This window comes from Streptomyces sp. HP-A2021, assembly GCF_022807935.1.
GTDB lineage: Bacteria > Actinomycetota > Actinomycetes > Streptomycetales > Streptomycetaceae > Streptomyces > Streptomyces afghaniensis.
The window spans coordinates 9,582,147-9,607,552 of the sequence record NZ_CP094344.1 but is presented as its reverse complement, the minus strand read 5'-3'; the positions used below and the strand labels follow the sequence as shown (position 1 = coordinate 9,607,552).

The window sequence follows — 25,406 nt, the reverse complement described above, 5'->3', positions numbered from 1 at the left end:
GGCCTGCTCGCTGCGCTTCGCAGGCCTTGGCCGCGTTGCGGCCGGCCGGGCTCACGCCCGGCGCAGGGCTTCCGCTGCGCTCCAGCCCCGAACCCCCGCGCTCCGCGCGGAAAAGCGGCAGCAGCAGGCGGTGGGGAGGCCGGGTGCGGACCGAATCGAGGGAGAAGGAAGGAGGTGACGGGGAGTCATTCAGGCGTGGAAGTGCTGGGCTGGGGCGAGGGTTGGAATCGCGATCGAGTGACCTCCCATCAGACTGCTTTCTGGTGTCGATACGGGCAGACTAAGAGGATCGCGCCACGTTCGGGGGATTTACTCGGCTGCTACTGCTTCATTTTGAAGCGTGAGATAGACTCTGGAGTCAGACAGAGGCGCCCCTGAGGGGCTGTGAGATTTGGGGATCACTTTTCCTCTCGCGTGATCGGTCCCGTTAACCCGGTCGAGGTGGCATCACCGTAGCCGATCGTGCACCGTCTACGTGCAGGTTTCCCGTTTCCTGTCGCGTCATGACACCCACCGGCCTACTGGAGAAGGCAGATCGGAATGGCAGCAATGGAACTCCGCCCCCACCAGCGAGAAGCCGTGGGCGCGGTACTACGCGCCCTCGAATTGCCTGCAAGATCTCTTGTGCCGGAGGGTGGTCTCCGGACTCAGGTGATCATGGCGACCGGATCCGGCAAGAGTCTCGTGGCCACCCGGAGCGCTGAGGAGCTCCGCGCGGGCCGGGTCCTGGTGCTCGTGCCCTCGTTGGATCTGCTCGCCCAGACTGAGGCCTCCTGGCGCGCGGGCGGGCGTACGGGCACGATGATCGGGGTGTCGTCCCTGCGCGGGGAGCAGGTGTCCTTCCCCAACACCACGGACGTGGACGAGCTGGTCTCTTGGGTGCGGCCGTTCGACAAGGTGACCGTGTTCGCCACGTACGCCAGCCTGGGGCTTGGCACGCTGGAGCGCGCGCACGAGGCCGGCCTTCCTGGTTGGGACCTGATCATCGTGGACGAAGCCCACCGCTGTTCCGGCCGGATCGGGAAGCCGTGGGCGGTGGTTCACGACAACACCCGGATCCCGGCCCTGCGTCGGCTGTACATGACAGCCACGCCCCGGCTGTGGCAGCTGGACGAGGACTCCGAGCAGGGCGCGCCGGGCGAGCTGGTGGCGAGCATGGAGGACGACCCCAACGGGCCGTTCGGGGCGCGCTGCTACACCCTGACCCTCTCGGACGCGATCGACCGGGGGATCTGTGCGCCGTATCAGGTGGTGTGTGTGGACGTCACCGACACCCAGCTCCAGGCCGCCATGCTGCTCGGTGCCGAGGGGCGGTCGGACCAGGTGCGCGGGGCCCGGCTCGCCGCGCTCCAGACGGCGCTGATCAAGGCGGCCTCGGAGGAAGGCTTCCGCCGCACGCTCACCTTCCATCACGTGGTCAAGGAAGCCGAGGCTTTCGCGGCCGGCCTCCCCCACATCGCCGCACAGCTGCACGACGCGGACCCGGAGCTGTACCCGGCCACCATCTGGGCGGACTGGCTGTGCGGCGACCACAAGCCCAACCACCGGCGGCGGGTTCTCGGGGAGTTCGCGTCCGGGATCGCCACGGACGGCACGATCGTGGAGAAGGGCTTCCTGAGCTCGGTGAAGGTCCTCGGAGAGGGAGTCGACACCAAGAACTGCGACTCCGTCTACTGGGCCGACGTGCGCGGCTCCATGCCCGACCTCGTCCAAGCCGTCGGCCGCGCGCTACGCATGCAACCCGGTGAGGGCAAGGTCGCCTCCCTCGTGGTGCCGGTGCTGCTGGGGCAGGGCGAGACGGCGGACAACATGCTCACCTCCCGGGCGTTCGGCGGGTTGGCGAAGCTGCTGGAGGCGCTCAGGGCGCACGATGCCCGGGTGGTGGAGCAGCTCGCCGAGCAGCAGGCGCCAAGCCGTGTCAGGGGCGTACAGAGCCGCAGCGGGGGCCAGGAGAGCCGGGGCGAGGGCAACGGGTCCGGCGGCCCGTCGGCGCCCGCCCGCCAGTTGCTGAAGTTCTCCACGCCGCGCGACCCCGCGCAGCTGGCGGTGTTCATCAACCTACGGGTCCTCAACCCCGAGCACGAGCACTGGCGCCGGGGCGTGGAGGCCGCCGTCATCTACACCCGCGAACACGGCGACTTCAAGGTCCCCTTCACGTACCGCGTGCCGGAGGGTGAGGAGGCTCAGGATGAGGGGTGGCCGGCGTCGCTGGCCAATTTCCCACTGGGGCAATGGATCGCCGACGCTCGCCGCTTCTACGCCCGCGGGGCGCTGGACGAGGACCGCATCGAGCAGCTGGAGAAGCTCGGCATGATCTGGTCGCACTACGACGTCGCCTGGGAAGAAGGCCTCGCCGCGGCACGCGGGTGGGCCGCCGAACACGGACACCTCCTGGCCCCGCTGGACGCCACGTTCCAGGGGGCGAAAGTGGGGATCTTTCTCAAGAACGCGCGGGCCGCCGCCCGGAAGGCCGCCGAGATCGAGCAACGGCGAGCCAAAGGCCTGCCCGTCGGATCGTCAGCCGGCGCAATGTCGCAGGAGCGGCGCGAGCAGCTGGAGGACATCTACCCGTCCTGGTGCCCCACCTGGCCCGTGGAATGGCAACGCGCCTTCCACCTCACCCGACAGCACCTCGAAGCCGGCAAACTGCCCACCGAACCCGGCAAGGTCGTGCACCAGGGCGAAGACCTCGGACGATGGGTCCGGGCGCAGCGGCTCGGCTTCGACAAGCTCACCACCGTGCAGCAGTGGATGTGCGAACACATCCTCGGAATCACACCCGCCACCGAGCACGAGAAACCCAAACCGCGCCGTACACAAGCCAGCAAATGGGCCCTCAACTACACCGCCGCCAAGCAGTTCTACGAGCGCGAGGGGCACCTTCGAGTACCCAGGCAGCATGTCGAGCGGATCGTCATCGGGGGCGGCGACGGAGACGGCGACAGCGGCGAGGACCAGGAGGAGCGGGAGCTCCGGCTTGGGGCATGGGTCGGGAATCAGCGGAGCAGGGCCGCGACGCTGTCGCCGGAGCGGGTGGAGCAGCTGTCCGCGATCGGGATGCGCTGGTCGTAGCGCACAGGCGTAGCTGTGGGTCGGGCGGGACTTCTGCCCGGCCCACAGCTGTGTGGTCTCACCGGCGGGTCGTGTACATGTGCAAGATGTCGCCCATGGGCTCTAGCGTGCCGTCCGGGTTCTCCTGCAAGCCGGGGCCCGAGTTGAAGCGCAGTGTGGGCCCGCGCTTGCTCAGCTGGACTCTGTCGAGCGCGGCGGGCCGGTCCGGGTGCCCGATGACGGCCTGCTCGCAGGTGTCCGCGAGGTCCTGGTTGCAGCTGTTCACTCGGCTGAGCCTGACCTCTTCCGCGGATGTGCCGTGCCCGGGGACGAGCACGAGCTGAGCCGTGGGGCTGACCGGGAACCTGATCTCGTGAGCACCCTCCAGGCCGAACCCTTGGTGGGCGTCCTCCGGAGTTTCCGGGCGCCAGAGCACCAGGGGCGCGTCGGAGGTGAGGAAGATCGGCTTGCGGCAGGTCTCGAGCCGCCAGTGCCGGGCACGGTACTGCGGGATGCGCACCCGGACCGAGCTGAGCGTCACGGCGACCGCTTCGTCGTGGGTGGGGTCGTTGCCCCCGTTCATCGCCCGCATGCCGTGGTAGTAGTCCCAGGCACCCTGGGCTTCGGCTTCCCGTGGCGGGTGACCGAGATGCTTGCGCGTGAGGTACTCGGTCATCAGCGCCAGGTCGACCTCCCGGCCGTTCGCGTATGCGGTGACGTTCCGCTCGAAGAGCGGACCCGTGCGCTTGCGCGGTGTCCTGGCCATCTGCACGGCCAGGTAGAGGCACGGCAGCTCGCGGTCGTCGGTGCCGACGTCCGGAGGCATTCCCGTCTCGTCTATTCGGCGCAGGGCGGCAAGACCTCTCCCTTCCAGGCCGCTGAGCTCGTGCTCGATGGCCGTGGAGGGCATGCCGTTGTCGTCCGTGATCGTGTAGAAGCCGGTCTCGGCAGCGACGTTCTTGACGTTGGCGAGGTGCGTCTTCGGCGGGCACCGGCGCCTCACCCTGACCATGTCGCTCGCCCGAATCGTGCCAGGTGGCTCTGAGGCACGTAGTGGTGATGTTTCGGTGCGGACACGTCGCCCAGCGTAAGCGGCCCGGCGGTCAGCAACGACGGAGTTTCTCCGGGCTGCGTGGAAGGCATAGCCGCATGACCTGGTCCTTGCCCGAGCCGATGCTCACCGTGGCCGTGGAAAGCCCTGACTTGCCCGCTGGGTGGGCCGCGGAGCCGAAGTTATGGAGAGGGTTTGCCATTGTGCGTTGTCCATGGCCAAGTCAGGACCATGAAGGGCGGCTGGCCACTCGCACAGATCGCCGCACCCGTCGGTGTCGGTGGACTGATCGCCTCCGTCGTTGCCCTGTCCGTCGGTTCATCCCTCTTCAGACGTCTACTAGTCACCGACACCCCCGCCGCACTCGAGCAGCGGGGGTGTCGCATGTTGGACTGGCCTGGCCGTCACCCGTACTTGTCACACGGCGCCGGGGTCCGCGCTGCGGCCGAAGACCCGTGCTTCACAGGTCTTGGAGCTTGTCGACGCGGACGGGACCGCCGGTGGTGACGGACTGGACGGCGGCGAGGGCGATGGCCAGGGCAGCGCGTGCGTCCTCGCCGGTGGCGGAGGGGGGGCGCTCGGTGCGGACGCTGTCGGTGAAGTCGGCGAGTTCGGCCACATAGGCGTCGTGGAAGAGGTGCTGGTCGTAGGTGACGCACTCGGCGGCGACGCCGTCCGGGCCGTATGCGGTCAGGTGGGTGCGGCGGACGTCGCCCATGGTGAGCATCCCGGCCGAGCCGAGGACCTCGGCGCGTACGTCGTAGCCGTAGACGGCCTGGAAGCTGGCCTCGGCGGTGGCGAGGGCGCCGTTGTCGAAGCGGACGGTGACGACGGCGGTGTCGAGCAGGCCGCGGTCCTTGAAGTCGGGGCGGATCAGGGCGTCCGCCATGGCGAAGACCTCGACGGGTTCGGCACCGGGATTGAGGTGGCGCAGGACGTCGAAGTCATGGATGAGGGTCTCCAGGAAGATCGTCCACGGCGGTATGCGGGCCGGGTCGGCCAGAGCGGGGTCGCGGGTGAGCGAGCGCAACAGTTGCGGTGTGCCGATGGCGCCGGCGGCGATCTTCTCGTGGGCGGCCCTGAAGCCCGCGTCGTAGCGGCGGTTGAAGCCCACCTGGAGGGGCACGCCCGCATCCGCGGCGGCCGCGATGGCGCGGTCGGCCTCGGCGAGGGTGATCGCCATCGGCTTCTCGCAGTAGACCGCCTTGCCCGCCTTGGCGGCCGCCTCGACCAGGTCGGCGTGGGTACGGGCCGGGGTGGCGATCACCACCGCGTCGATGTGCGGGTCGGCGAGCAGTTCACCGATGTCCGTGTAGGCGGTGGCGCAGCCGAGCCGGTCGCCCAGGCTCCGCGCGGCGCCCGGGGTGGGGTCGGCGATGGCGACGAGCCGGACGCCCGGGAGGCGGTGGGCGAGGGTCTCGGCGTGGAACGAACCCATCCGTCCGGCGCCGAGGAGGCCGACGGCGAGAGGCTGCTGGGTGGTCATGCGGGTGCTCCGTACGTCGTCGTCAGGGTAGGTACAGGCAGTGGAGACAGTCAGACGGTGAAGGCGGAGCGGAAGCGCTCCAGAGCGAGCTCGCTGTCGCCGGAGGCCCACGCCTCCATCGCCACCGTGCCCTCGTAGCCGAGGCCCACCAGGGCGCGGGCGACGGCGGGGTAGTTGATCTCCCCGGTTCCGGGTTCGCGGCGGCCGGGGACGTCGGCCACCTGGATCTCGCCGATCAGGCCCAGGGCATGGGCCCTGCGGACCAGCTCGATCAGATTCCCCTCGCCGATCTGGGCGTGGTAGAGGTCCAGATTCATCCGCAGCCCGGGCCGGTCCACGGCCGCGACCAGGGCCAGGGTGTCGGCGGCCGTCGCGAACGGCACCCCGGGGTGGTCGACGGCGGTGTTGAGGTTCTCCAGGGTGAAGACGACCCCGGCGCTCTCGCCCAGCTCGGCGAGGCGGGTGAGCGTGCGGTGGGCGGCGATCCACATCTCACCGGTGACCTCACCGGTCACCGGCACCACCGGCAGGCCCTGGCCGTCCAGTCCGGTGCCGTGCAGGTTCAGGCGAGGGCAGCCCAGTTGCTCGGCCGCCTTGAGTGACTCCTCGGCGGTGCTCAGGAGTTCGGCCGCGCCCTCCTCGTCGGTCAGACTGCCGCGGATGTAGCCGGTCATGGAGGAGAAGTTGGCCGGGGTCCGGGCCAGAGCGGCAAGGTCGTGCCGGGTCCAGTCCCAGATCTCGACCTGGAAACCGGCGTCGTGGATGCGCCGTGCCCGCTCGTCGATCGGCAGTTCCAGGAAGACCATCTCGGCGCAGGCCGCCAGTGTGTACATCGCCACGTACCTCTCTCCGCGACTTCGGGCTAGAACGTTCAAGGAACTAGAACGTTCTAGAACTCCGTGGAGCAGCAGTACGACAGCTGTCGCCCTCCCCTGTCAAGGCTCCGGTGGCGTGTGAAAGCTAGAACGTTCTATAGTCGACTCTGCAGGAGACGACCCCGACCAGGGAGGACGGGTTGCCGGCGACCCCAGCGGTCCCCAACGGAAAGCGACCGACGCTCGCCGACGTGGCGTCGCGGGCAGGGGTGTCCACAGCGCTGGTCTCCATCGTGATGCGTGGAGCGAAAGGGGCCGGCCAGGCCACCCGCGAGCGCGTCCTTCAGGCCGCGCGGGAGATCGGTTACCGACCCGACGCCCGGGCCCGGCTGCTCCGCAGCCACCGCTCCCATCTGCTCGGGGTGCAGTTCGGCCTCCAGCATCCGTTCCACTCCGACCTGGTGGAGGGCATCTACGCGGCGGCCGAACCGGCCGGGTACCAGATCGCGCTGAGTGCCGTGGCCGCCGGGCGCGGCGAGCAGCGCGCCGTCGAGACGCTGCTCGACGACCGCTGCGAGGCGCTGATCCTGCTCGGCCCGCAGGCCCCCGCCGCGCGGCTGGCGGAACTCGCCGGGCAACTGCCGGTCGTCTCCGTGGCCCGCCGGCTGCGGCCGTCCGTCCCGGGCCTGGAGGTCGTACGGACCGCCGACGACGAGGGAGCCGGCCAGGCGGTGGACCACCTCGTCGCTCTGGGCCACCGCGACATCGCCCACATCGACGGCGGCCGGGCACCGGGCGCAGCCGACCGGCGCCGCGGCTACCGCACCGCCATGAACCGCCACGGCCTGGGCGAACTCATCCGCATTCTCCCCGGCGGTCTCACTGAGGAGGAAGGCGCCGAGGCCGCCCGAACCCTGTCGGCCACCCGCCCGCGCCCCACCGCCGTACTGGCCTTCAACGACCGCTGCGCGACCGGCGTACTCGACCTCTTCCTCCGCTCCGGCGTCGCGGTCCCCGGCGACATCTCCGTCGTCGGGTTCGACGACAGCCATCTGGCCCGCCTGGCCCACATCGACCTCACCACCGTCGGACAGGACGTCGCACGCCTCGCCGGGCTCGCCGTCGGCCGGGCCGTCGCACGCCTGGAGGGTGCGGAGATCCCCGCCGGGGAACAAGTCATCACCCCCCGTCTCGTCGTCCGGGGAACGTCCGCCCCGCCCCCCTGAAGGCAGATCCCGGGCGTGCGCGGCCTGTGTGTTCCACGGCGACGACGCCGATCACACCGAGAAAGTACCGGTTCGACTCGACGTCGTACATGCCGACCGGCCTGATCAGGAACGGCTGCCCCTCGGGCACACGCCACTCGTCCGGTTGCTCATCGAGGCCGCAAACAGCTCGCTGAACTCCCGCCGCTGTCTTCCGGCAGGTCCCGTCGTACGCTCCTGAGCCGATTGCGCGCTGAGGGGGCGGCGCAGGCTGATGTGGCTGGGCCGAGGACGGGAGACAACGAGTGCGGCTGATCTTCATCGATGACAGCGGGCAGCGGCGCCCTCGCCGGGAGCACCTCGGCGAGCTCGTCTCGGTGGGCGCTAGTCATGTTCCCGGAGGACCAGGTGGCGCAGTACAGCCGCGCGAATCGACCAGCTCCGGACCGAGGTCGGAATGCCAGGCGGCGAGGAGTTTAAGTGGAAGCCGTCCAAGGGGAGCTGGCTGGACAACGCCGGCGGCGAAGTGGTGAAGGGCGCGCGCCGCCGGATGCTGGAGATCGCCGGGCAGTGCGGCGTCCGTACGGCCGTGGTGATCTGGGACCGTGGCTGTGCGGACTGGGACAAGGAGTACGCGGCCAACGCGATCCTGGGCTACCTGTACGAGCGCATCGAGAGGGAGCTGCAGACCACGAACGAGCGTGGGGTCGTCATCGCCGACGAACCTGGCGGTGGCAGGAAAGACCAGACGAAGTGGCTGACGGAGGCGCTGGACCTCACCACGGTCGGTACCACCTACGTGAAGCCGGACCGTGTGGTGATGCCCATCGTGACCGCCCCGTCCGATCACGTCCCGCACCTGCAGCTCGCCGACCTCGTGACTGCCGCGACCACCGCCGCCGTCGCCGGTCTGCGCAACGGCCTGGAGCTCATCGAGCTGCTCAAGCCGCTTGCCCGGCGCAACGCCTGCGGACGCATTGGAGGATCTGGTCTCGCGCTGGTCCCGCGAGATCCTCTCATCGGCCTCAATGCACCGACGAAAGTCGCTGACCTGGTCCTACGCAGGTGCTGATGGAGATCGTCTCCCACACTCTGCGGCTGCCTTTCCCACGGTCGAGGACGAAGGCTGGAGGGCGGTCGGCAGCGCAGCAGCCCCCGCAGAAGCTGGCTGGCTGCGAGTGTGCGCGGCCGATCATCAGGCGGGTACGGCACCGACCAGGCCGCCGTCGATGACGAGATCCTGGCCGTTGATGTAGGACGCGTCGGACGAGGCGAGGAACGCGACAGCCGCAGCGACCTCTTCCGGGCGTCCGAAGCGGCCGGCGACAATCTGGCCGGTGACCGCCGCTGCCTCCGCTTCGCTCAGTGCGTCGGCGGGATACATCGGGGTGTCGATATAGCCGGGGCTGACGGAGTTGACGCGGATGCCGCGCGGGGCGAGTGAGGCAGCCAGGGTTCGGGCCAGGTTGTGCACGGCGGCCTTGGCCGCCGAGTAGAGGGTCAGGACGCTGTTGCCCCGGTGGAGGGTCCAGGAGGCGTTGATGACGATCGAGCCTCCGTCCGCCAGTAGCGGCAGTGCCTTTTGGACGGTGAAGAACACGCCCTTGAAGTTGACGTCGATACCGTGGTCGAAGTCCGGCTCGGTGATGTTCTCGAACGGCAGGAATGTGCCGGTGCCCGCGTTCGCGAAGAGGCCGTCCAACTGGCCGTGACGGTCCCGGACGGTCTCCATCAGCGCTTCCACCGCGCCGAGGTCGGCGGCGTCGGCCACGATCCCCGAGGCGTTGGAGCCGAGCTCCTTGACTGCGGAGTCCACCCGTGCGCGGGTGCGGCCGGTGACGATGACGTGGGCGCCTTCGGCGACAAGGCGGTGTGCGGTCGCCAGACCCATGCCGCTGGTGCCGCCGGTGATGAGGATGGTCTTGCCGAAGAAGCGGTTCATGCTGATGTTCCCGTCAGGGTGTGCGTGAGGTGGTCGCTGAGGTGGGGCAGCCAGTCGGGCCGCGCGTTACCAAGGAGGTGGTCGCCGTGCGGGACGGACAGGCAGGTGCCGTGCGGCGCCAGACGGGCCAGGGGCTCGCCGTTCGTCACGCCGGGGATGACGTCCTGGTCGCCGTCCACGACCAGCAGCGGAGCCGCGATGCGGGGGGCCAGGGCGGCGAGGTCCACGTGACGTACGAACTCGTGGGCGGCGTCGGCTCCTCCGGCGCGATGGGCCATGATGTCCCGTACCGGCGGGGGCAGTTCCTCCCAGTCGAGGCGGAAGGGACCGCTGACGGTGGCGACGGCTGCCACACGCGGCTCAAGCGCCGCGGTCCGGGCCGCGAAATAGCCGCCCAGGCTCAGGCCGACAAGCCCGATGCGCGCGACGCCGAGGGCGTCGATGACCCGGCCCACGACCCGCTCGTAGTCCGGCACGAAGGTCGTGGTGGCCGCGAGCACGCCCTGTCCGGGGCCGTCCATCGCGAACACCGCCAGCCCTCTGGCCAGCAGCGCGGACACCAGATCGAGGAACTCCTCCTTGGCCGAGTCCAGGCCGGGGACGACAACCACGGTCCCCGGCGCGTTGGAGGGGCCACGCAGCCAGCCGGTGAATCCCTCACCACTCACCCGCCGCGCACCAGGCTCCAACACGGTGAGAGCTCTACTCAAGGCGTGATCCGCCTCGACGGCAGCACGATGCGCTTCCGCGTACGGCGCCAGGGTGGCCAGGTGGAACCACCGGGCCGCCATCAGCAGGTACTCCCCCGCTGAGCGGGACGATCCCGCGTCCTCCGCGCGCTGGAGGTAACTCTGTCCGGTGCGCAGGAAGGCCGGCCCCCAGTCGGCGACGGAGGTGAGGCCATCGGTGACGCGCTGGTACTCGTGCGGGTCCACGCCTGCACCGGTGGCGCGTGTCCACTGGGCGGCGGCGAATTCGGCGGTGCTCATCGTGCTCCTCCGGTCAGCAGGACGGCCTTGCCGCGTATCCGGCGCTCTCGCAGGTCCACAAGGGTGTCGGCGGTCTGTGCCCAGTCGGTGGTGCGGCCGATCTCCGGGTGCAACCGGCCCTGTTCCACGAGGCTCACCAGTGCTGAGAGATCGGAGCCGTATGGGGCGCCGGCGTAGTGAAAGTGCTGGATCGTGACCCGCTCGGGCCCGCCGAGGAGTTGGAAGAAGTCGAGGGACACCGGGGTGCGGCTCGCCTGACCGAACCAGACGAGCAGGCCACCCGGGCGCACCTTCGACAGGGCGAGTGCCAGGCCGGGCCCACCCGTGGACTCCAGCACGACATCGAACGGCCCTTGAGCCGCCGCGACGTCGTGAACCACATTCGCACCCAGTTCCGCGAGCCGCTCGCCGCGCACCGGCGTGGACGTCACCGCGGTCAGCTCGGCTCCTGCCCCAACCGCAAGCTCGGTGACGTAGTGGCCGACGCCACCTGAGGCGCCGGTCAGCAGTACCCGTCGGCCGGCCAGCGAACCGGCCGTACGCAGCAGCCGCAGAGCAGTGATCCCGGCCAGGGGCAGAGCAGCGGCTCTCGCGCTGTCGATGCTGTCCGGGAGCACCGTGAGCGAGTGCGTGGGCACGGCGGCGTACTCGGCCCAGCCGCCCTGCGCCGGGTGCCCGACCACGCGGGTGCCGATGCCGGGGCCGGAGCCATCGGCTGCGGCCTGTACGACGAGCCCTGCGATGTCCTTGCCGGGCAGCAGCTCCGGCCGGGGCTGTTCGAGAAGGAATGTCTCGCCCCGGTTCGGGGCGAACGCCTCGACTTTGATCAGTGCCTCACCGGGCTCCGGCACGGGCTGGGGGACCTCGGCGAAGGCGACCGGGCGCGCCGCGTCTCCCGTGGGAATCAGTCTTTGCATGGAAATGATGCAACCCCCGGGGCCACCCCGCGATCCAACAACAGCTGAGCAAAGCCGACAACATTTGGTTGTCACCTATGGTGGGAGCCATGGATCTCGACGTGGCGCAGGTACGTGCCTTCGTGCGCACCGCCGAGGAACTGCACTTCGGGCGGGCAGCCGGGACGCTCGGCATCTCCCAGCAGGCGCTGTCCAAGAGGATCGCGCGACTGGAATCCCTGCTCGGCACCGAGCTGTTCCAGCGCGGCGGCAACGGCGTACGCCTCACCGAAGCCGGACAGCGCTTCCTCCCACCAGCCCGGCAGACCGTGGCCGCCGCCGACACCGCAGTCGCGGCGGCAATCGACAAGGAACGTCCGCTGCACGTAGACGTCTGGGGGCACCTCTACGCGCCGATGCGGACGCTGGCCCAAGTCGCCGGACGCGCCGGGGAACTGGCGCTGGGGCACGGGCGCGATCTGCCGTCGGTGACAACGGCACTGCTGAACGGCGACATCGACGCGGCCTTCGGCCGCGTCCACCCCCCGCTGCCCGACGGCCTAGCACACCGCCTCGTCCGCCTCGAACCGGTGGACGCCGTACTGAGCGCGGACCATCCGCTCGCAGCCGAACCGGCTCTGCGGCCCGGCCAACTACGCGACAGCACGCTGTGGGCACCCAGCGCGCTGAACCGGCTCGACTTCCTCCACCGGTTCGCCGACCGATTCGACATCCAGAACACGGCCACGAGCGTCAACCTGGGGCCCGCCCACTTCCTCGCCGAGGTGACAGCAGACCCGCGACGCTTCTCGCTGATGCCTGCCGATGTGCCACTGCCGCAGGTCCCCGGGTTGCGCTCCCTCCCCCTGGTCGATCCCACGCCGCTATACGCCTGGTCACTGCTGTGGCGCACCGGAAACGGCCACCCAGGGCTGAACAGCCTCGCCGCCGCCTGCGCTGAGGAAGCAGGACGAAGCCGATGGCTGGAGTACGACCCGACCGGCGACTGGCTGCCCGAACCACCCACGAACCATCCCCGGAACGGGAGTAAGCAGCACTGAGCAGTACTGCCCCAAACGTGCCCTCCCCACCGAGAGCAGAACCGGACCCGATCCGGGCAAGGCTGCCACGGCCGGTGAACATCGGCACCGAGATGGGCCGACACCTTCGTAAGGACGGACTCATCGTGATCAAGTGAGCCAGTATCGTCGGCACTGCCAGACACCTTCCACCGGTGTCCCACCTCTACTTCTGGGTGCTCAGTGAGACCAACTACCACAAAAGCGGCCGCGCCTACCCCATCGGCCCGACTGATTCGCCTTTCTCCCAGCCGGGGCGTCTCTTCCAACACCACGACGGCCTGCCGACCGCCGAGTCCAAGGGGCCTGGTGGCGTGGAGCCCTCGTTACATTCTGGGTTGCGGTCTCGACGGCCCTGCAGCGTCGAGCGTCGGCGCGGTGGAGGCGCACAGCGGGGCTCCCGTTGTGTGCCCCACGACCTGATGTGAACTGAGAAGCCGTTGCCATACCGATCATGGAGTCTGTCGATCGAACGGGAGTCTCGATCGGGTGATCGCGGGCCCTGCCCAGCATGAGAGCAGGGCCTGGCGGTATGCGGGGAAAATCCAGGGAGCGGACGGCCGCGCGCTGTTACGGTCGGACGCCATGAGCTGGCTTCCCGATGACTTCGTCCACCCCGTCCTGGTACCGCTGCCGGGCGGTGGTCATCACCTGCGGCCGATCCGGGAGGCGGACACCCCGCTCGACTATCCGGCTGTGATGGGCTCGCGCGAGCGGCTGTGGACCATCTTCGGCCCGGCCTGGGGCTGGCCCGCGGCCACCATGACCTACGAGGCCGACCAGGCCGACCTGTTGCGGCACGAGAAGGAGATCGCCGCACACCAGTCCTTCAACTACGCGCTGTTCGACACGGCGGAGACAGCTCTGCTCGGCTGTGTCTACATCGACCCACCGGAGAGGGCCGGCGCGGACGGCGAGATCTCCTGGTGGGTGGTGGACGAGCTGGTGGGCAGCAAGGTCGAGCAGGCCCTCGATGCGCTGGTGCCGCAGTGGATCGCCGCCGACTGGCCGTTCGAGCAGCCGCGCTTCCTCGGCCGCGAGATCTCCTGGTCGGACTGGCTCGCCCTGCCGGAGCATCCCGACACGTAAGTGGTTGTTGCACGACACCCTCGGCCTGCTCCTGGCCGTCGCGGTCACCGCCGCGAACATCGGCGACCGGGACGCCGCGGCGGGCCTGCTGATCCGGCTGCGCCGTCTGCACCGCGACATCACCCTCGTGTGGGCCGACGGCGGCTACACCGGCTCCCTCGTCGGCTGGTGCCGGGACAAACTCGCCCTGACCTTGGAGATCGTCAAGCGCACCGACGACATGGCAGGGTTCGTGGTGCTGCCCAGGCGCTGGGTGGCCGAGCGCACGTTCGCGTGGCTGATGAACTCCCGCCGTCTGGCCCGGGACTACGAGACCCTGCCCGCCACCAGCGAGGCGATGATCCGGTAGTCGATGGTCACGCGGATGAGCCGGCGTCCGAGACGGCCACGGTCCGCCGGCCGGCACTGAACGCCCCCCGCCTCCAGGAGGAGCCACCCGCGCTCCGCCAGGCGCCGGGCTTTCGACCGCAGTCCCTCGACCTTCGCCGGCGTCGCGTCAAGGCCCAGCTCCACCGCGATCTCCTTGGCCCGAAGCGGTCCGTGACCCGTGGATCGCTGCTGCTCCAGCACGGCCAGAATGCACTGATAGTCCGGCGCCAGAACCGTCACCGGCAGCCCTTCCCGCCAGGGCGGCACCGTCGAGCCCGGCACCGGCGCGAGCGACAGCACCGCTTTCTCCTCGGCCTCGGTCCCGGCGGTGGTCTCGGCAGCCGAGGCTGCTCTAGGGCCCCGACCAGCTCTTCCCGCGCGATCACCCGCCGGTCCAGCTCGATCTCGGCGGCCTCCAACCTCAGCCAACCGGGCGACTTCCTCCCGTAGCCCTTCCACCCGCACACGGGCCGCTGGCCCCCGCTCCTCCAGCATTCCCAGCACCGACGCCATCGCGCACCCCTCGCTCACGGAGCGGAAACAAGACGCCGGATGCCTCTCTCATTCCGAGCTACACCATGCCTGACCAGCAAACATCAACGGATCACGTTCGATTGCGGTACGGCTTCTGACACCAGCGGCGCAAGCCTGCTGACGCCCATCCTCACAGCAGAGCGCAAACCACCAGCCCGTCACCGCCCGTGCTGCGATACAAAAACGGAACACGACTCAAGTGGCGATGGCAGAACTCAAAACCAGCTCACGTAGCTGTTGAGGAACAGGTCGTTATTGACGCCGCATCCGGGGCGTAGACCCACCGTTGCCATGGGGGTGACAGGCAGGAGTTACCTGTCCAGATGCCGGGGCGCCTCGGAGAGGGCGACTCGTTCCGGCTGATCGGCGACATGGTTGGACAACAGTCGCAGCGCGTCGGCCGAGGCGGTGTCTTTGGGTGTGTAGACCTCAAGCCGGTGGTCGGGGCTCTCGGGCTGGAGCCACACCTGGTAGTCGACCTCGACCCCTCCGACGGTTGGGTGTCGCAGGCGCATCGTGCCCACGGTGCAGTCCGCCACGTCGCCTTTGGCCCACAGCTTGGCGAAGTCGCCGCTGCGCATGGAAAGTTCGCCGATCAGTTCAGCCAACCGGGCGTCGCTGGGATACCTGCCCGCGGTGAGCCGCAGGTAGGCGACATGAGCTCGGGCCAGTTCATCCCAGTTTCGGTGCAGGTCGCGGGTGAGAGAGTCGAGAAAGAACATGCGGGGGATGGACGGCCGTCGCGCGAGATCGTGGGGCGCGTCGAAGTCGACGTGTTCCGCGACGAGGGCATGTCCGGTGCGGTTCCAGACCAGTACGTCGCCACGGCGGCCGAGCACGACGGCCGGTGTGGTCTCCCCGAGGGAGGCCAGGAGTGCCAGTACTCGTGGGTGCGGCCTTTCCGGACGGGGGCGGACCAGGCGCGAAGTGGTGGGCTGACGGGCGAGGTTGTGCAGGTGGGCTGTCTCGACCGGATCGAGCTGGAGCACGCCGGCGAGCGCGTCCAGGACCTGTTGGGAGGCCGTACCTGCCTGGCCCTGTTCCAGCCGCGTGTAGTAGCCGGCGCTCACGCCGGCGAGCTGGGCGAGCTCCTCGCGACGCAGACCCGGCACGCGGCGGGCTGTTCCGTAGGTGCGCAGTCCCACCTTGGCGGGCGTGACCCGGTCACGGCGGCTCTTGAGATAGGCCCCGAGGCTCTCCAACTCCATGACCTCGAGCGTAGGCGGAACGCTCCGATTCTGGGTGTCCCTGCGAGGTGTACCCATGACGCGGGGATGGTTGCCGAGCGGACGGCGCCGCACCGTCAAGGGCATGAAGCAACAGCGTGTTTCTCACTCACCCGGTACGCGGGCGTGGCTCGGTCTGCTGGTGATACTCGGCCCGGTACTGCTGGTCGCGATGGACAGTTCGGTCCTGTTCCTGGCCATGCCCAAGGTCGCCGAGGCTCTGTCGCCGACTGCCGATCAGGCGTTGTGGATCCTGGATGTCTACGGATTCGCCGTCGGGTCCTTGCTCATCGCGTTCGGGAACATCGGCGACCGGTACGGCCGGCTGAAGCTGCTGATGACCGGCGCGGCGGTGTTCGGTGTCGGCTCGGCGGGAGCGGCGTTCGCACCTGGGCCGGAACTGCTGATCGCCTTCCGGGCGTTGATGGGCGTGGCCGGTGCCACGCTGCTGCCGTCAGCGCTGGCGGTACTCAGCGAACTGTTCACCGACCCACGCCTGCGGGCGAAAGCGATCGGTATCTTCGCAGCCACCTTTGCCGCCGGCTTCGCGATCGGCCCGGTCGTCGGCGGACAGTTGCTGAACAGCTTCTGGTGGGGGTCGGTCTTCCTGATCAATCTCCCCGTCGTCGTGCTGTTCCTGCTTCTGGCCCCGGTCCTGCTCCGCGAGGTACGTGCCACCCGGACCGGCCGCATCGACGCTCTGAGCGTTCTTCTCTCCGCTGCGGGAATCCTGCTGACTGTCTACGCGATCAAGCAAGCTGCCGCGGAGGGGCTGACCGCGGTTCCGATGGCCACAGGGATCGTCGGCGTCGTCACCCTGTGGTGGTTCGTCCGGCGGCAGCTCCGCCTTGAACACCCGCTGATCGACTTCCGCCTCTTCCGCGACCGGGTGTTCACGATCGCGGCCATCACAGGGCTTCTGCCTCTGGCCGCATGGTCGGCAGTGGCCTACCTCGGCGGCATCTACCTCCAGTCTGTCCTCGGACTGACCGTCTTGGACGCGGCTCTCGTCGCGCTCCCCGGCGCCGCCGTGCTCACCGTCACCTGCATCGTCACACCGACGCTGGTCGCACGTATCGGCACCCGGGCAGCGCTCATCACCTGCCATTTCCTCATCGTCGCAGGGCTGCTCCTGCTGGTGCCCACCAGCGTCTCCGGCGGTATCGGTTGGTACGTGGCGTCCACCGTCATCGCTGGTATCGGCTACGGCATCTCCTTCAGCGTTGTCGCCGACACCGCCGTCGCCGCGGTTCCTGCAGAGCGCGCCGGGTCCGCAGCAGCAATCGCCGAGACCAGCAACGAGATCGGCAACGCCCTCGGCATCGCACTCCTCGGCTCGCTGGCCGCCCTGATCTTCCGGCTCCAGGGACCTGACCTCGCCGGTACTCTCAACGAGACATTGCAGGTCCCCGGCCTCACGGCCGCGGTGATCGGCGATGCGAAGTCAGCCTTCGTCACCGGACTGCACGCCGCTGCCGTCATCGCGGGCATTCTCCACGCCGCACTCGGGGTCTTCGCCCTGAGTCACCTGCCGAGGGCCTTCACCAGCACCGACGATGCCCATCCGGAGCCCCTGTTCCGGGACAACGTCGAAAACAGCGTTCGATGACCGATGCCAACTCCCCACTCGGTATCGAGGGCCAACGACGCCTCGTTGAGCGATGCCGGACAAGGCCGATCGCCCACGTCGCAGACGAGATGGGCATCTCCCGATCCTGTGCATCGAAGTGGGTGAACCGCTACCGGCGGTACGGCGCAAGCGGGCTCGACCGGCCTTCAACCCCACACCATCAGTCGACAACGACGCCCGACATGGTGTTGATCGTGGTGGACGCCGGATACGACGCGCCCGCCTGGCCTTCCTGCTGACAGATCTGCCGGTGCCGGAGCTGGGCCGGATGCGCTCGGACCGTGTTCTGCGCCGGGCGGTCCCGCCACGCGAGCCAGGCACTCGGGGCCGTCCGCCCCACCACGGCGGCGAGTTCGTCTTCGGCGACCCGGCCACCTGGACCCCCCGACGCGACGACCGACACACGTGGTCCTTACGAGCGGGACACTCCGTACGAACCCACCAGGCGGGCCAGCTGTCGGCCCGTCACTCGTAGTGGTTCCTCGCTGCGGTTGACCTGGGCCGTCACTTCGGCGCCTTCCAGAGCGCTGATGATGGTGGTCGCCAACTCCCGGGCGTCGCAGGCCAGGAAACCGGAGCTCAGGAGCTTGTCATTGACGATCTGCTCCCAGCTGCGAAGCGCGTCGGCGCATGCCTGCTGGATTTCGGAGCTGGTTCCCAAGGTTTCCAGTGCCGCTGCCGTGACTGGGCAGCCGTCGGTCCACCCCGATGCGCGCAGTCCTTCGGCGAGCTGTCCGGCGCAGGCCTCTACGGCCGCGCCCGGGGTCTCCTCGCTGTTCAGAGCGTCGCGGAGGACCGTTGCGAACTCCCGGTCGCTGTACTTGATGGCGGCGACCGCGACGGCCTCTTTGCCGCCCGGGAAGAAGTGGTAGACGGAGCCCAGTGTGGCCTCCGCCTCCTTGGCGATCTGCTTGATGCCCGTGCCGACATAGCCCTGGCGCTGCAGGAGGCGCGCTGCGGCGATGACGATCCGGTCCCGGGTGCTGGCCTGTCCCATGTGTACACCTTACTGGTTAGAACGTTCGGTTTAGAGACGTGCTACATTGCCCCATACTCTGGATAGAGCGATCGTTTTAGTCACGTCCTCGCTGCGGCACCGGCTCGTGTCGGCGCCGGCAGCTGGTCGTGAACACATCCCGCGGAGGTCTTCAAATGAGTACCAAGCAGCCTGTGACCGTCATCGGACTCGGCCCCATGGGGCAGGCAATGGTCCACGCCTTACTCGGGCAGGGACACCACGTCACCGTCTGGAACCGCACTGCGTCGCGTGCCGATGCCCTCGTCGCGCGCGGCGCTGTAGTCGCAAAGAGCGTCGAAGACGCCGTCGCCGCCAACGAGCTGGTCGTCCTGAGCCTCACCGACTACGACGCGATGTACACCGTGCTGGAACCGGCGTCTCACGCCTTGACCGGCCGCGTCCTCGTCAACCTCAGCTCTGACACCCCGGAGAAGACCCGCAGCGGGGCACGCTGGGTGTCCGAGCACGGCGCGGTCCACCTCACCGGCGGTGTCACTGTCCCACCTTCCGGCATCGGGCAGCCCGAGTCGTCCACCTTCTACAGCGGGCCGCGCGAGGTGTTCGAGGCACACCGGTCCACTCTCGAAGTCCTGACCGGTACGGACTACCGGGGTGAGGACCCTGGCCTGGCCGCGCTTCTCTACCAGATCGGCATGGGCATGTTCTGGACGTCCATGCTCAGTTACTGGCAGGCCATCGCGCTCGCCGACGCCAACGGACTCACGGCGGCAGACGTCCTCCCGCACGCCACCGAGACCATGACCGGGATGCCGGGCTTCCTCTCCTTCTACGCCGAGCGCATCGACGCCGGCGACCACAGCGGCGACGTGGACCGTCTGGCCATGGGCATGGCCAGCGCCGAACACGTCCTGCACACCAACGCCGACGCGGGCGTCGACACCGCGCTTCCGGCCGCCGTAGCCGCTTTGTTCCGGCGCGGCATGGACGCCGGGCATGCGGCAGACAGCTTCTCCAGCCTGGTGGAGCTGATGAAGATGGCCAAGCCATAGTCGCAGCTCGACGAAACCCTCTGGTCTGGACATGATCAGCAGGGGTGACTTGACCGACGCTGAGTGGGCCATGCTGGAGCCGCTGCTGCCGTCGACCAACAACCGGTGCGGCCGGTGGCGGGACCACCGCCAGGTGATCAACGGGATCCTCCACCGGCTCAGCACCGGGGCGCAGTGGAGAGAGTTGCCCGAACGCTTCGGTCCGTGGAAGACCGTGCACAAACGGCACTTATTGTGGTCGGCCGATGGCACCTGGGAGATGCTCCTGCAGCACGTCCAGGCCCAGGCCGACGCCGTGGGCGACATCGATTGGGACATCAACGTCGACTCCACCTCTGTCCGCGCCCACCACCACGCCGCTGGGGCGCCCAAGGCGGAACCGCCCGCACCGCCAGATTCTTCAGGAAAGAGAGCTCCGCGAAGACCAGTTCGCGGAGCCGACGCGGGCGAGTCCGCGGCTCCTCCTGGAGGAGGCGGTGCGGCAGCCGAAGCCCTCGGCCGGTCCCGTGGCGGACTGACCTGCAAGATCCATCTGAGCGCGGAGGGACACTGCCGTCCGCTGTCCCTGCTCATCACGCCGGGGCAACGGGCCGACTGCACGCAGTTCGAGCCGGTCATGGACAAGATCCGCGTCCCCCGGCTGGGGCTCGGACGTCCGCGCCGCACACCGAACAGCGTTGCCGCCGACAAGGCGTACAGCAACCGCAAGACCCGCACATATCTACGGAAGCGCGGGATCCGGCACGTTATCCCGGAGAAGAACGACCACAAAGCCGCCCGTCTCCGCCGTGGTTCAGGTGGCGGACGGCCACCTGGCTTCGACAAGGATCGTTACAAGAAGCGCAATACAGTCGAGAGGGCGATCAATAAGCTCAAGCTGTTCAGAGCCGTGGCCACCCGCTATGACAAGCGCGGCTACGTCTACCTTGGCACCGTCACCGCCGCCGCACTCCTCACATGGCTCCGATCGTGATCGGAGAGACAGGACCTAGTAGTGCTTCGTTAGGTTCTGGGCTGTCTGTGGCTGCTCCGAGGGCTGGGTAGGCGCCGTCCGCAGGTGGTGCAGGTACCGGTCCAGCACCTCAGCAGGTCCTGAAGGACGTCGAGGACTTGGTAGAGGGTCAGGCCGGTGTGCGGACTTTTGGGTCGAGGCGCCTGAGGGTGAGGAAGGCCTGGGCGGCGGTGACGAGGGTGACGTGGTGGTGCCAGCCGCGCCAGGTGCGGCCCTCGAAGTGGTCCAGGCCCAGGCCGTGCTTGAGTTCGCGGTAGTCGTGCTCGATCCGCCAGCGCATCTTGGCCCACCGCACCAGGTCAGCGGCCGGTGTGGTGGCGGGCAGGTTCGATATCCAGTAGTCCGTCGGAGCGTCCTGGCCGTGTGGCCATTCGACGAGGAGTGTCTGGACGGGCAGGACGCCGTCCCACCGGTTGCGGCCGCCGCCCGCCTCCTGGGCTGCGGCCAGGGACTGCTTGCCCGCGGGCCGCACTGTCAGCACCGCGAACCGTGAGGTCATCGCGCCTTTACTGCCCTGCCTCCAGGTCACCTCGGTGAACCGCTCCGCACCCGCCTCCGCCGCGAGGACGCAGACGGCTCGCGGTGGGGTGCGGTAGCGGGCAAGAGTGGGCGGTCCGAGCCCGCCATACGCAGGCTGGTGCGGCTCAACATCCTCCGGGTGGGCGACTTCCTTCCCGTTCAGGGCCAGGACATAGGACAGCCCTCGCTCCTGGAGACCGATCCGGAACGGGGTGCTGACGCCGTAGCCGGCGTCGGCGACCACGACCGGCGCCTTCAACTGCCACTGGGCGAGTGCGTCCAGCAGACCGAGCGCGAGACGCCACTTCTCCCGGTGCGCCACGTCGTCGGGGACTCCTGCCCTGCGGCATCGGTCCGGCTCGTCCGTCCACTCACGCGGCAGATACAACTGCCACTCCAACGGGCACGAGGCAGTGTCAGTGGCGGCATGGACACTGACCGCGACCTGGCAGTTCGCCCGCTTGCCGACCGCTCCGCAATACTGACGGGCCACCCCGACCGACGCCTTGCCGCACTTGGGGAACGACACATCGTCGATCACCCACACCTCGGGCGTGATCGCCTCGGACAGCCGCTCCGCGATCCGCTGCCTGACCGGCAGCGGATCCCACGGCGACTGATTCACGAACTGCTGCAGGGCCTGCATGTTCCCGTCCGGCAGACGCTCGGCCATCGGCTGGATCGACTTGCGCCGACCATCGAGCATCAGGCCCCGCAGATAACACTCGCCCCACCGCCGCTGATCCCGCCGCGGAAACGACCCGAACACATCGGCAACGAACTCCGCCAACTCGCCCCGGAGTCGCTCCACTTCCCCCGACCTCACTCCGGGAAGCTGCCCACGATCAGCCTAGATCACTCAACGTAACGAAGTACTACTAGGGCTGGACTGGAACGCTGCGGTGCCGACCGGCAGTGTGGGGCCGCAGCTTGGAGCAGCCTGGACACTTACCCCTCAGGCACCCTCGAGCAGGGCGTGCGGGCGCGAGGCGACGTCGCTCCGGCGGTCACATTTCGATGTAGTCGACCTTGTCGTTGAAGGAGCCACCGGTCGGGTAGTCGGCAGTGGAGAAGTTGTAGCAGTAGCCGGCTCCCAAGGCCATGTACGGATCGGGCAGGCCCGTTCGGGCGTCGTAGGCCAACACGCCGCCCTGAATGCGGGCCACGCAGCCCGAGCTGGCCTTGTCCCGGAAGTCCCAGTCCCCAAGCTGCTTGGTCCCCTTGGCGGACCACTGGAGCCGACGCCCCGTGTAGTTCGAGTGCTCCCACAGACAGACCCAACCGGCGACGCAGTCCTTAGAAGCCATGGGACCGAACTCGCCACTGACCCTCGGTGATGCCACGCCGCTGCTGGTACCTCTCGCAGCTGCTGGGGCGATTTCAGCCAGTGCCTGATCCGCTTCCCCGACAGTGTCGTAGCAGTAGACCTCACCGCTCGGCACTTCGGAGCAGGCCTGCGCCCCTTGCCAACCGTCGGCCAGGTTTATCTGCTTGCCCTTGTAGGTGGCGATCACCGGCTTGGACTCGGCGAGCTGCTGCTGCAGCTCAGCCTCCTCCGCCGGCGTGGCGAGCCCGACCTCAGGTATTGCGGTGGGCTCCGGTGCTGCGGTTGCTGTCGTCGCGCTCGTGGCTAAGGGGTCCTTTCAGAATGCTGGGTGCTTGCGGGCGAGGGTCATGCAGTGAGCGAGCTGGAGGAAGGCGTCGTGCATGTCGTCTCGGGTTTCCCAGCGGGTTCGTAAGCGGCGAGGGCCGTGGAGCCAGGCAACGGCAGACTCGGCAACCCATCGCACACGGCCCAGGCCCGAGCCGTGTGGCTGACCGCGCCGGGCGATCTTCGGGACGATGTCGCGCTCACGCAGACGGCGGCGGTAGATGTCGTGGTCGTAGCCGCGGTCTGCATACAAGGTGCGGGGTTTGCGCCGGGGCCGGCCCCGCTTGCCCCGCACCGGCGGCAGGCCGTCGACCAGCGGCAGGAGCTGGGTGACGTCGTTGCGGTGCCCGCCGGTGTGCGACACCCGCAGCGGGGTGCCGTGCGCGTCGGTCAGCACGTGGTGTTTCGAGCCCGGCCGTGCACGGTCAACCGGGCTCGGACCGACTTTTGGGCTGCTTCGCCCCCGCTTGGCCTGCACGTGCGAGGTGTCAACGGTGACGCGGGAGAAGTCCAGGCGGTCCGCCGCCCGCAGCCGGTCCAGCAGCACATGCTGGAGTTCTTCCCACACCCCGGCCTGCTGCCATTCGGCCAGCCGCCGCCAGCAGGTAGGGCCGGAACCGAACCCCAACTCCTGCGGCAGGTACTCCCATTGGATTCCGGTGTAGAGGACGAACAGCACACCCTGCAACGTCTTGCGGTCATCGATCCGCTTGCGCCCCGGGTGCCGGAACCGTCGTTCATGCTCCGGCAGCAGCGGCTCGATCACCGCCCACAGCTCGTCACTGACCTCCCACGGCTTCCGCCGTGCCATGGTCACCCCCAAGTAACACGGGAACACATACCTCTCCACCGTGCCACGAGAAGATCATTCTGCAAGGATCCCTAAGGCGCAGAGGGCGGCAACGACCGGGACGAGGACGCGTGCAGGGCGCATGCTGTTACTCCTGTGATGGTTGTGTGTCGATGTGTCACAGGGATCTCACAGCAAGGCTCTGGAGTTTGAGTGCGGTTGTGATCGAGAATGTCGAATTCCCGATCACAACCGTCCTAATGTTCGACCTTGCATGCTCACTGTCATCGATGTATTGCGCTGTGTTGCGGAACCTTTCGGTCCTCTAGTTGGTTCGTCCGGCCTCGTCGACGATGCCGCTGTTGATGACGGCGACGGAGGTGACGACGGTGCCGGCCTTGCCCCAGGCGTTGTCCTCCACCAGGACTGTGCGCTCACCCAGCAGTCGGGCCGTGCTCTTGTCGAAGATCCACTCCGTGCGTTCGCCGTCGTGTGTTCGGGCGACGGCGACCCCGTTTCGGCCTGCCGCGTCGACGGCGTCGGGGACGACGTCGACTCCGGGAATGAGGGCAGCGGCGCGGTAGAGGGCCGCAGTGGTCTCGGGGGGACTCACCCCGTCGCGCAGCAAGTCGCCAATCGTGACGAAGGCTTCCTGGTCCGGTCCCGTCGTGGAGTCGGAACCGGCTCCGTGATTCTTCTCAGCGTCGTCGCGGATCCGCTCCAGCAGTGCGCCGGGGTCGGTCGGCAGGGCAGCCAGGAAGTTGTAGGTCGGTGAGTTCAGATTGCCCCGGCCCGGAGTGCCCGGCAGCAGTTTGTCGTTGCCGCCCTTGCGCTGCAGAGTCTGTTCACTGCCGTCCACCGAGGTCCACTGCTCCATGGCCTCGTTTTCGCGCAGGAGTTCCATCTCGCCGGCCTTGGTCTCTGACAGCACCGAAGTGTGGCCGACCGTCTTCACATACGTGTACTGCCCGGCGCGCACCTTCGTCTGCGGCGTCGTAGCAGCGGCCAGAGCCGCTCTCTCCAGCAATTCGACCGACGCCGCCGAAGCCGGTGGCAGGTTAGGCGAAGCACCAGGGGATGCGAAGTCGAGAGTCAGAACGACGACGGCCGCTCCGGCGGCCATTGCCGCGCCCAGCGCCAACCCCCAACGCCCTCTCGACCGCGGCGCCAGACGGGGAGAGCGGGACCGCGCTTGCCGGTCGATCTCACCCAGGAAGTGCTCACGGCGAGCTTCCACTCGTCCCGGTGGCGGCTCCGGGTAGGGAGCCGGAGGCAGCATCCGGCTCGCCTGCTCACGCTCGGACTGCTCACGCTGTTCCAGGCTCATCGTGCACTCCTCCTGTGGGAAGGGCGGGCTGCTGCTTCCCCGCTCTGCGATATGTGTCCGCTGCCAGTGCGCAGTTCCACGCCATGCGGCACCGATACAAGCTCCTCCTCGACGAGCCGGCGCAGCTTCTCTCTCGCCCGTGAGAGCCGGGAACGCACGGTGCCTACAGGAATCCCCAACGCCTCAGCGGCCGCCGCATACCCCAGATCGGACCAGCCGACCAGAGTGAAGACCTCGCGCTCGGTCCGCTTCAGACGCTGCAACGCTCGGGCTGCGGCGGCCAGCCGCTCAGCGTCGGCCATCTGGCCGACCACCTCATCCGAAAAGTCAGGCAACGCCTCCGGCGGCGGCAGACGGGACATCGCCTCCCGATGCCGACGTGCAGCCCGGGCGATGTTGCGCATCACGTTGGTCGCAATGCCCAAAAGCCACGCCCGGACGCTTCTGACTTCCTCGCGCAACTTGTCGCGCAGCCGCCAGGCCTCCAGAAAGGTGAGGGACATGACGTCCTCAGCGAGGGCCCAGTCACCCGTCGTCCTGATCGCATGGGCATAGACGACACGCGCATGCTCGTCGAAAATCTCGGCGAACGCCGTCCGATCGCCAGACCGGACCCGTTCATGCAATAGGAAGTCCACAACAACAAGTGTCCGCACCGCTGCATCGGTTCCACTTCTTCTGGTTGAGGATCAGCCACGCCAGGGCCAGTGCGGCAGC

The 25,406-nt window shown here is 68.5% G+C and carries 22 protein-coding genes and 3 pseudogenes; 11 read left to right on the top strand and 14 right to left on the bottom strand.

Going from position 1 to position 25,406, the window contains the following annotated elements:
* The first annotated feature begins 540 nt into the window (after positions 1–540).
* Positions 541–3,072: a DEAD/DEAH box helicase gene (locus tag MQE23_RS43345; protein WP_243377786.1), complete on the top strand. Its 2,532-nt coding sequence runs from the start codon at positions 541–543 to the stop codon at positions 3,070–3,072.
* A 58-nt stretch (positions 3,073–3,130) separates the two neighbouring features.
* Here the strand turns inward: MQE23_RS43345 and MQE23_RS43340 are convergent, their stop codons facing one another.
* The 3 genes from MQE23_RS43340 to MQE23_RS43330 all read right to left on the bottom strand — a co-directional run bounded on the left by MQE23_RS43340 (position 3,131) and on the right by MQE23_RS43330 (position 6,421).
* Positions 3,131–4,063 (bottom strand): DUF4238 domain-containing protein, encoded by a 933-nt coding sequence (locus MQE23_RS43340; protein WP_243377787.1) that lies wholly within the window; start codon positions 4,061–4,063, stop codon positions 3,131–3,133.
* A 499-nt stretch (positions 4,064–4,562) separates the two neighbouring features.
* Positions 4,563–5,588, bottom strand: a complete 1,026-nt coding sequence (locus MQE23_RS43335; RefSeq protein WP_243377788.1) for a Gfo/Idh/MocA family oxidoreductase — start codon at positions 5,586–5,588, stop codon at positions 4,563–4,565.
* A 50-nt stretch (positions 5,589–5,638) separates the two neighbouring features.
* Entirely contained in the window at positions 5,639–6,421 is a 783-nt protein-coding gene (locus MQE23_RS43330; protein ID WP_243382396.1) for a TIM barrel protein, read from the bottom strand.
* A 182-nt stretch (positions 6,422–6,603) separates the two neighbouring features.
* On the opposite strand from MQE23_RS43330, the gene MQE23_RS43325 reads away from it, so the two are divergent.
* Both MQE23_RS43325 and MQE23_RS43320 read left to right on the top strand, forming a co-directional pair.
* Positions 6,604–7,629: a LacI family DNA-binding transcriptional regulator gene (locus MQE23_RS43325; protein ID WP_243377789.1), complete on the top strand. Its 1,026-nt coding sequence runs from the start codon at positions 6,604–6,606 to the stop codon at positions 7,627–7,629.
* A gap of 397 nt (positions 7,630–8,026) precedes the next feature.
* Positions 8,027–8,680: pseudogene (locus MQE23_RS43320) on the top strand (DUF3800 domain-containing protein); the annotation flags it as partial.
* A 123-nt stretch (positions 8,681–8,803) separates the two neighbouring features.
* On the opposite strand, the gene MQE23_RS43315 reads toward MQE23_RS43320, so the two are convergent.
* Genes MQE23_RS43315 through MQE23_RS43305 form a run of 3 tightly spaced genes read right to left on the bottom strand, consistent with a single transcriptional unit; the run spans position 8,804 to position 11,456 of the window.
* Positions 8,804–9,550: a glucose 1-dehydrogenase gene (locus MQE23_RS43315; protein WP_020269391.1), complete on the bottom strand. Its 747-nt coding sequence runs from the start codon at positions 9,548–9,550 to the stop codon at positions 8,804–8,806.
* A complete protein-coding gene (locus MQE23_RS43310; RefSeq protein ID WP_243377791.1) occupies positions 9,547–10,539 on the bottom strand; it encodes an alpha/beta fold hydrolase in 993 nt (330 codons plus the stop codon). The genes MQE23_RS43315 and MQE23_RS43310 overlap by 4 nt, the downstream gene beginning before the upstream one ends.
* Positions 10,536–11,456: a zinc-binding dehydrogenase gene (locus tag MQE23_RS43305; RefSeq protein ID WP_020269197.1), complete on the bottom strand. Its 921-nt coding sequence runs from the start codon at positions 11,454–11,456 to the stop codon at positions 10,536–10,538. Before MQE23_RS43305 ends, MQE23_RS43310 begins: the two co-directional genes overlap by 4 nt.
* An 89-nt stretch (positions 11,457–11,545) precedes the next feature.
* On the opposite strand from MQE23_RS43305, the gene MQE23_RS43300 reads away from it, so the two are divergent.
* The 3 genes from MQE23_RS43300 to MQE23_RS43290 all read left to right on the top strand — a co-directional run bounded on the left by MQE23_RS43300 (position 11,546) and on the right by MQE23_RS43290 (position 13,952).
* Entirely contained in the window at positions 11,546–12,496 is a 951-nt protein-coding gene (locus tag MQE23_RS43300; RefSeq protein WP_243377792.1) for a LysR family transcriptional regulator, read from the top strand.
* A 603-nt stretch (positions 12,497–13,099) separates the two neighbouring features.
* Positions 13,100–13,603: a hypothetical protein gene (locus MQE23_RS43295; protein ID WP_020269281.1), complete on the top strand. Its 504-nt coding sequence runs from the start codon at positions 13,100–13,102 to the stop codon at positions 13,601–13,603.
* A gap of 4 nt (positions 13,604–13,607) precedes the next feature.
* Complete coding sequence (locus MQE23_RS43290; protein WP_243382387.1) at positions 13,608–13,952, top strand: transposase; 345 nt, start codon at positions 13,608–13,610, stop codon at positions 13,950–13,952.
* On the opposite strand, the gene MQE23_RS43285 is transcribed toward MQE23_RS43290, so the two are convergent.
* On the bottom strand, positions 13,910–14,272 hold the full coding sequence (locus tag MQE23_RS43285; RefSeq protein ID WP_243382386.1) for a hypothetical protein: 363 nt from the start codon (positions 14,270–14,272) through the stop codon (positions 13,910–13,912). The genes MQE23_RS43290 and MQE23_RS43285 overlap by 43 nt on opposite strands.
* A gap of 545 nt (positions 14,273–14,817) precedes the next feature.
* Entirely contained in the window at positions 14,818–15,714 is an 897-nt protein-coding gene (locus MQE23_RS43280) for a helix-turn-helix transcriptional regulator (protein ID WP_243382383.1), read from the bottom strand.
* 103 nt (positions 15,715–15,817) lie between these two features.
* Here MQE23_RS43280 and MQE23_RS43275 point away from each other — a divergent pair, with 103 nt between their 5' ends.
* The 3 genes and pseudogenes from MQE23_RS43275 to MQE23_RS43265 form a co-directional block, all read left to right on the top strand.
* On the top strand, positions 15,818–17,341 hold the full coding sequence (locus MQE23_RS43275) for an MFS transporter (protein ID WP_243382381.1): 1,524 nt from the start codon (positions 15,818–15,820) through the stop codon (positions 17,339–17,341).
* Positions 17,338–17,541, top strand: a pseudogene (locus MQE23_RS43270) (leucine zipper domain-containing protein); the annotation flags it as partial. The gene MQE23_RS43275 and the pseudogene MQE23_RS43270, both read left to right, overlap by 4 nt.
* A 6-nt stretch (positions 17,542–17,547) precedes the next feature.
* Positions 17,548–17,747: pseudogene (locus tag MQE23_RS43265) on the top strand (transposase); the annotation flags it as partial.
* Between the two features lie 27 nt (positions 17,748–17,774).
* Here the strand turns inward: MQE23_RS43265 and MQE23_RS43260 are convergent.
* Positions 17,775–18,359 (bottom strand): TetR/AcrR family transcriptional regulator, encoded by a 585-nt coding sequence (locus MQE23_RS43260; protein ID WP_243382379.1) that lies wholly within the window; start codon positions 18,357–18,359, stop codon positions 17,775–17,777.
* 155 nt (positions 18,360–18,514) lie between these two features.
* On the opposite strand from MQE23_RS43260, the gene MQE23_RS43255 reads away from it, so the two are divergent.
* Together MQE23_RS43255 and MQE23_RS43250 are read left to right on the top strand one after the other, a co-directional pair.
* Complete coding sequence (locus tag MQE23_RS43255; protein ID WP_243382376.1) at positions 18,515–19,390, top strand: NAD(P)-binding domain-containing protein; 876 nt, start codon at positions 18,515–18,517, stop codon at positions 19,388–19,390.
* A 34-nt stretch (positions 19,391–19,424) separates the two neighbouring features.
* Positions 19,425–20,363 carry an IS5 family transposase gene (locus MQE23_RS43250; RefSeq protein WP_243382966.1) on the top strand — a complete coding sequence of 313 codons (939 nt, stop codon included), beginning with the start codon at positions 19,425–19,427 and terminating at the stop codon, positions 20,361–20,363.
* Positions 20,364–20,511: 148 nt separating this feature from the next.
* Here MQE23_RS43250 and MQE23_RS43245 read toward each other — a convergent pair whose 3' ends face one another.
* The 5 genes from MQE23_RS43245 to MQE23_RS43225 all read right to left on the bottom strand — a co-directional run bounded on the left by MQE23_RS43245 (position 20,512) and on the right by MQE23_RS43225 (position 25,327).
* Positions 20,512–21,747: an IS701 family transposase gene (locus MQE23_RS43245; protein WP_243382374.1), complete on the bottom strand. Its 1,236-nt coding sequence runs from the start codon at positions 21,745–21,747 to the stop codon at positions 20,512–20,514.
* A gap of 181 nt (positions 21,748–21,928) precedes the next feature.
* A complete protein-coding gene (locus MQE23_RS43240) occupies positions 21,929–22,435 on the bottom strand; it encodes a peptidase inhibitor family I36 protein (RefSeq protein WP_243382372.1) in 507 nt (168 codons plus the stop codon).
* 129 nt (positions 22,436–22,564) lie between these two features.
* Positions 22,565–23,383, bottom strand: a complete 819-nt coding sequence (locus tag MQE23_RS43235; protein ID WP_243382370.1) for an IS5 family transposase — start codon at positions 23,381–23,383, stop codon at positions 22,565–22,567.
* Between the two features lie 304 nt (positions 23,384–23,687).
* Entirely contained in the window at positions 23,688–24,689 is a 1,002-nt protein-coding gene (locus MQE23_RS43230) for a CU044_5270 family protein (protein WP_243382368.1), read from the bottom strand.
* On the bottom strand, positions 24,686–25,327 hold the full coding sequence (locus tag MQE23_RS43225) for an RNA polymerase sigma factor (RefSeq protein ID WP_243382365.1): 642 nt from the start codon (positions 25,325–25,327) through the stop codon (positions 24,686–24,688). The genes MQE23_RS43230 and MQE23_RS43225 overlap by 4 nt, the downstream gene beginning before the upstream one ends.
* Positions 25,328–25,406 lie beyond the last annotated feature (79 nt).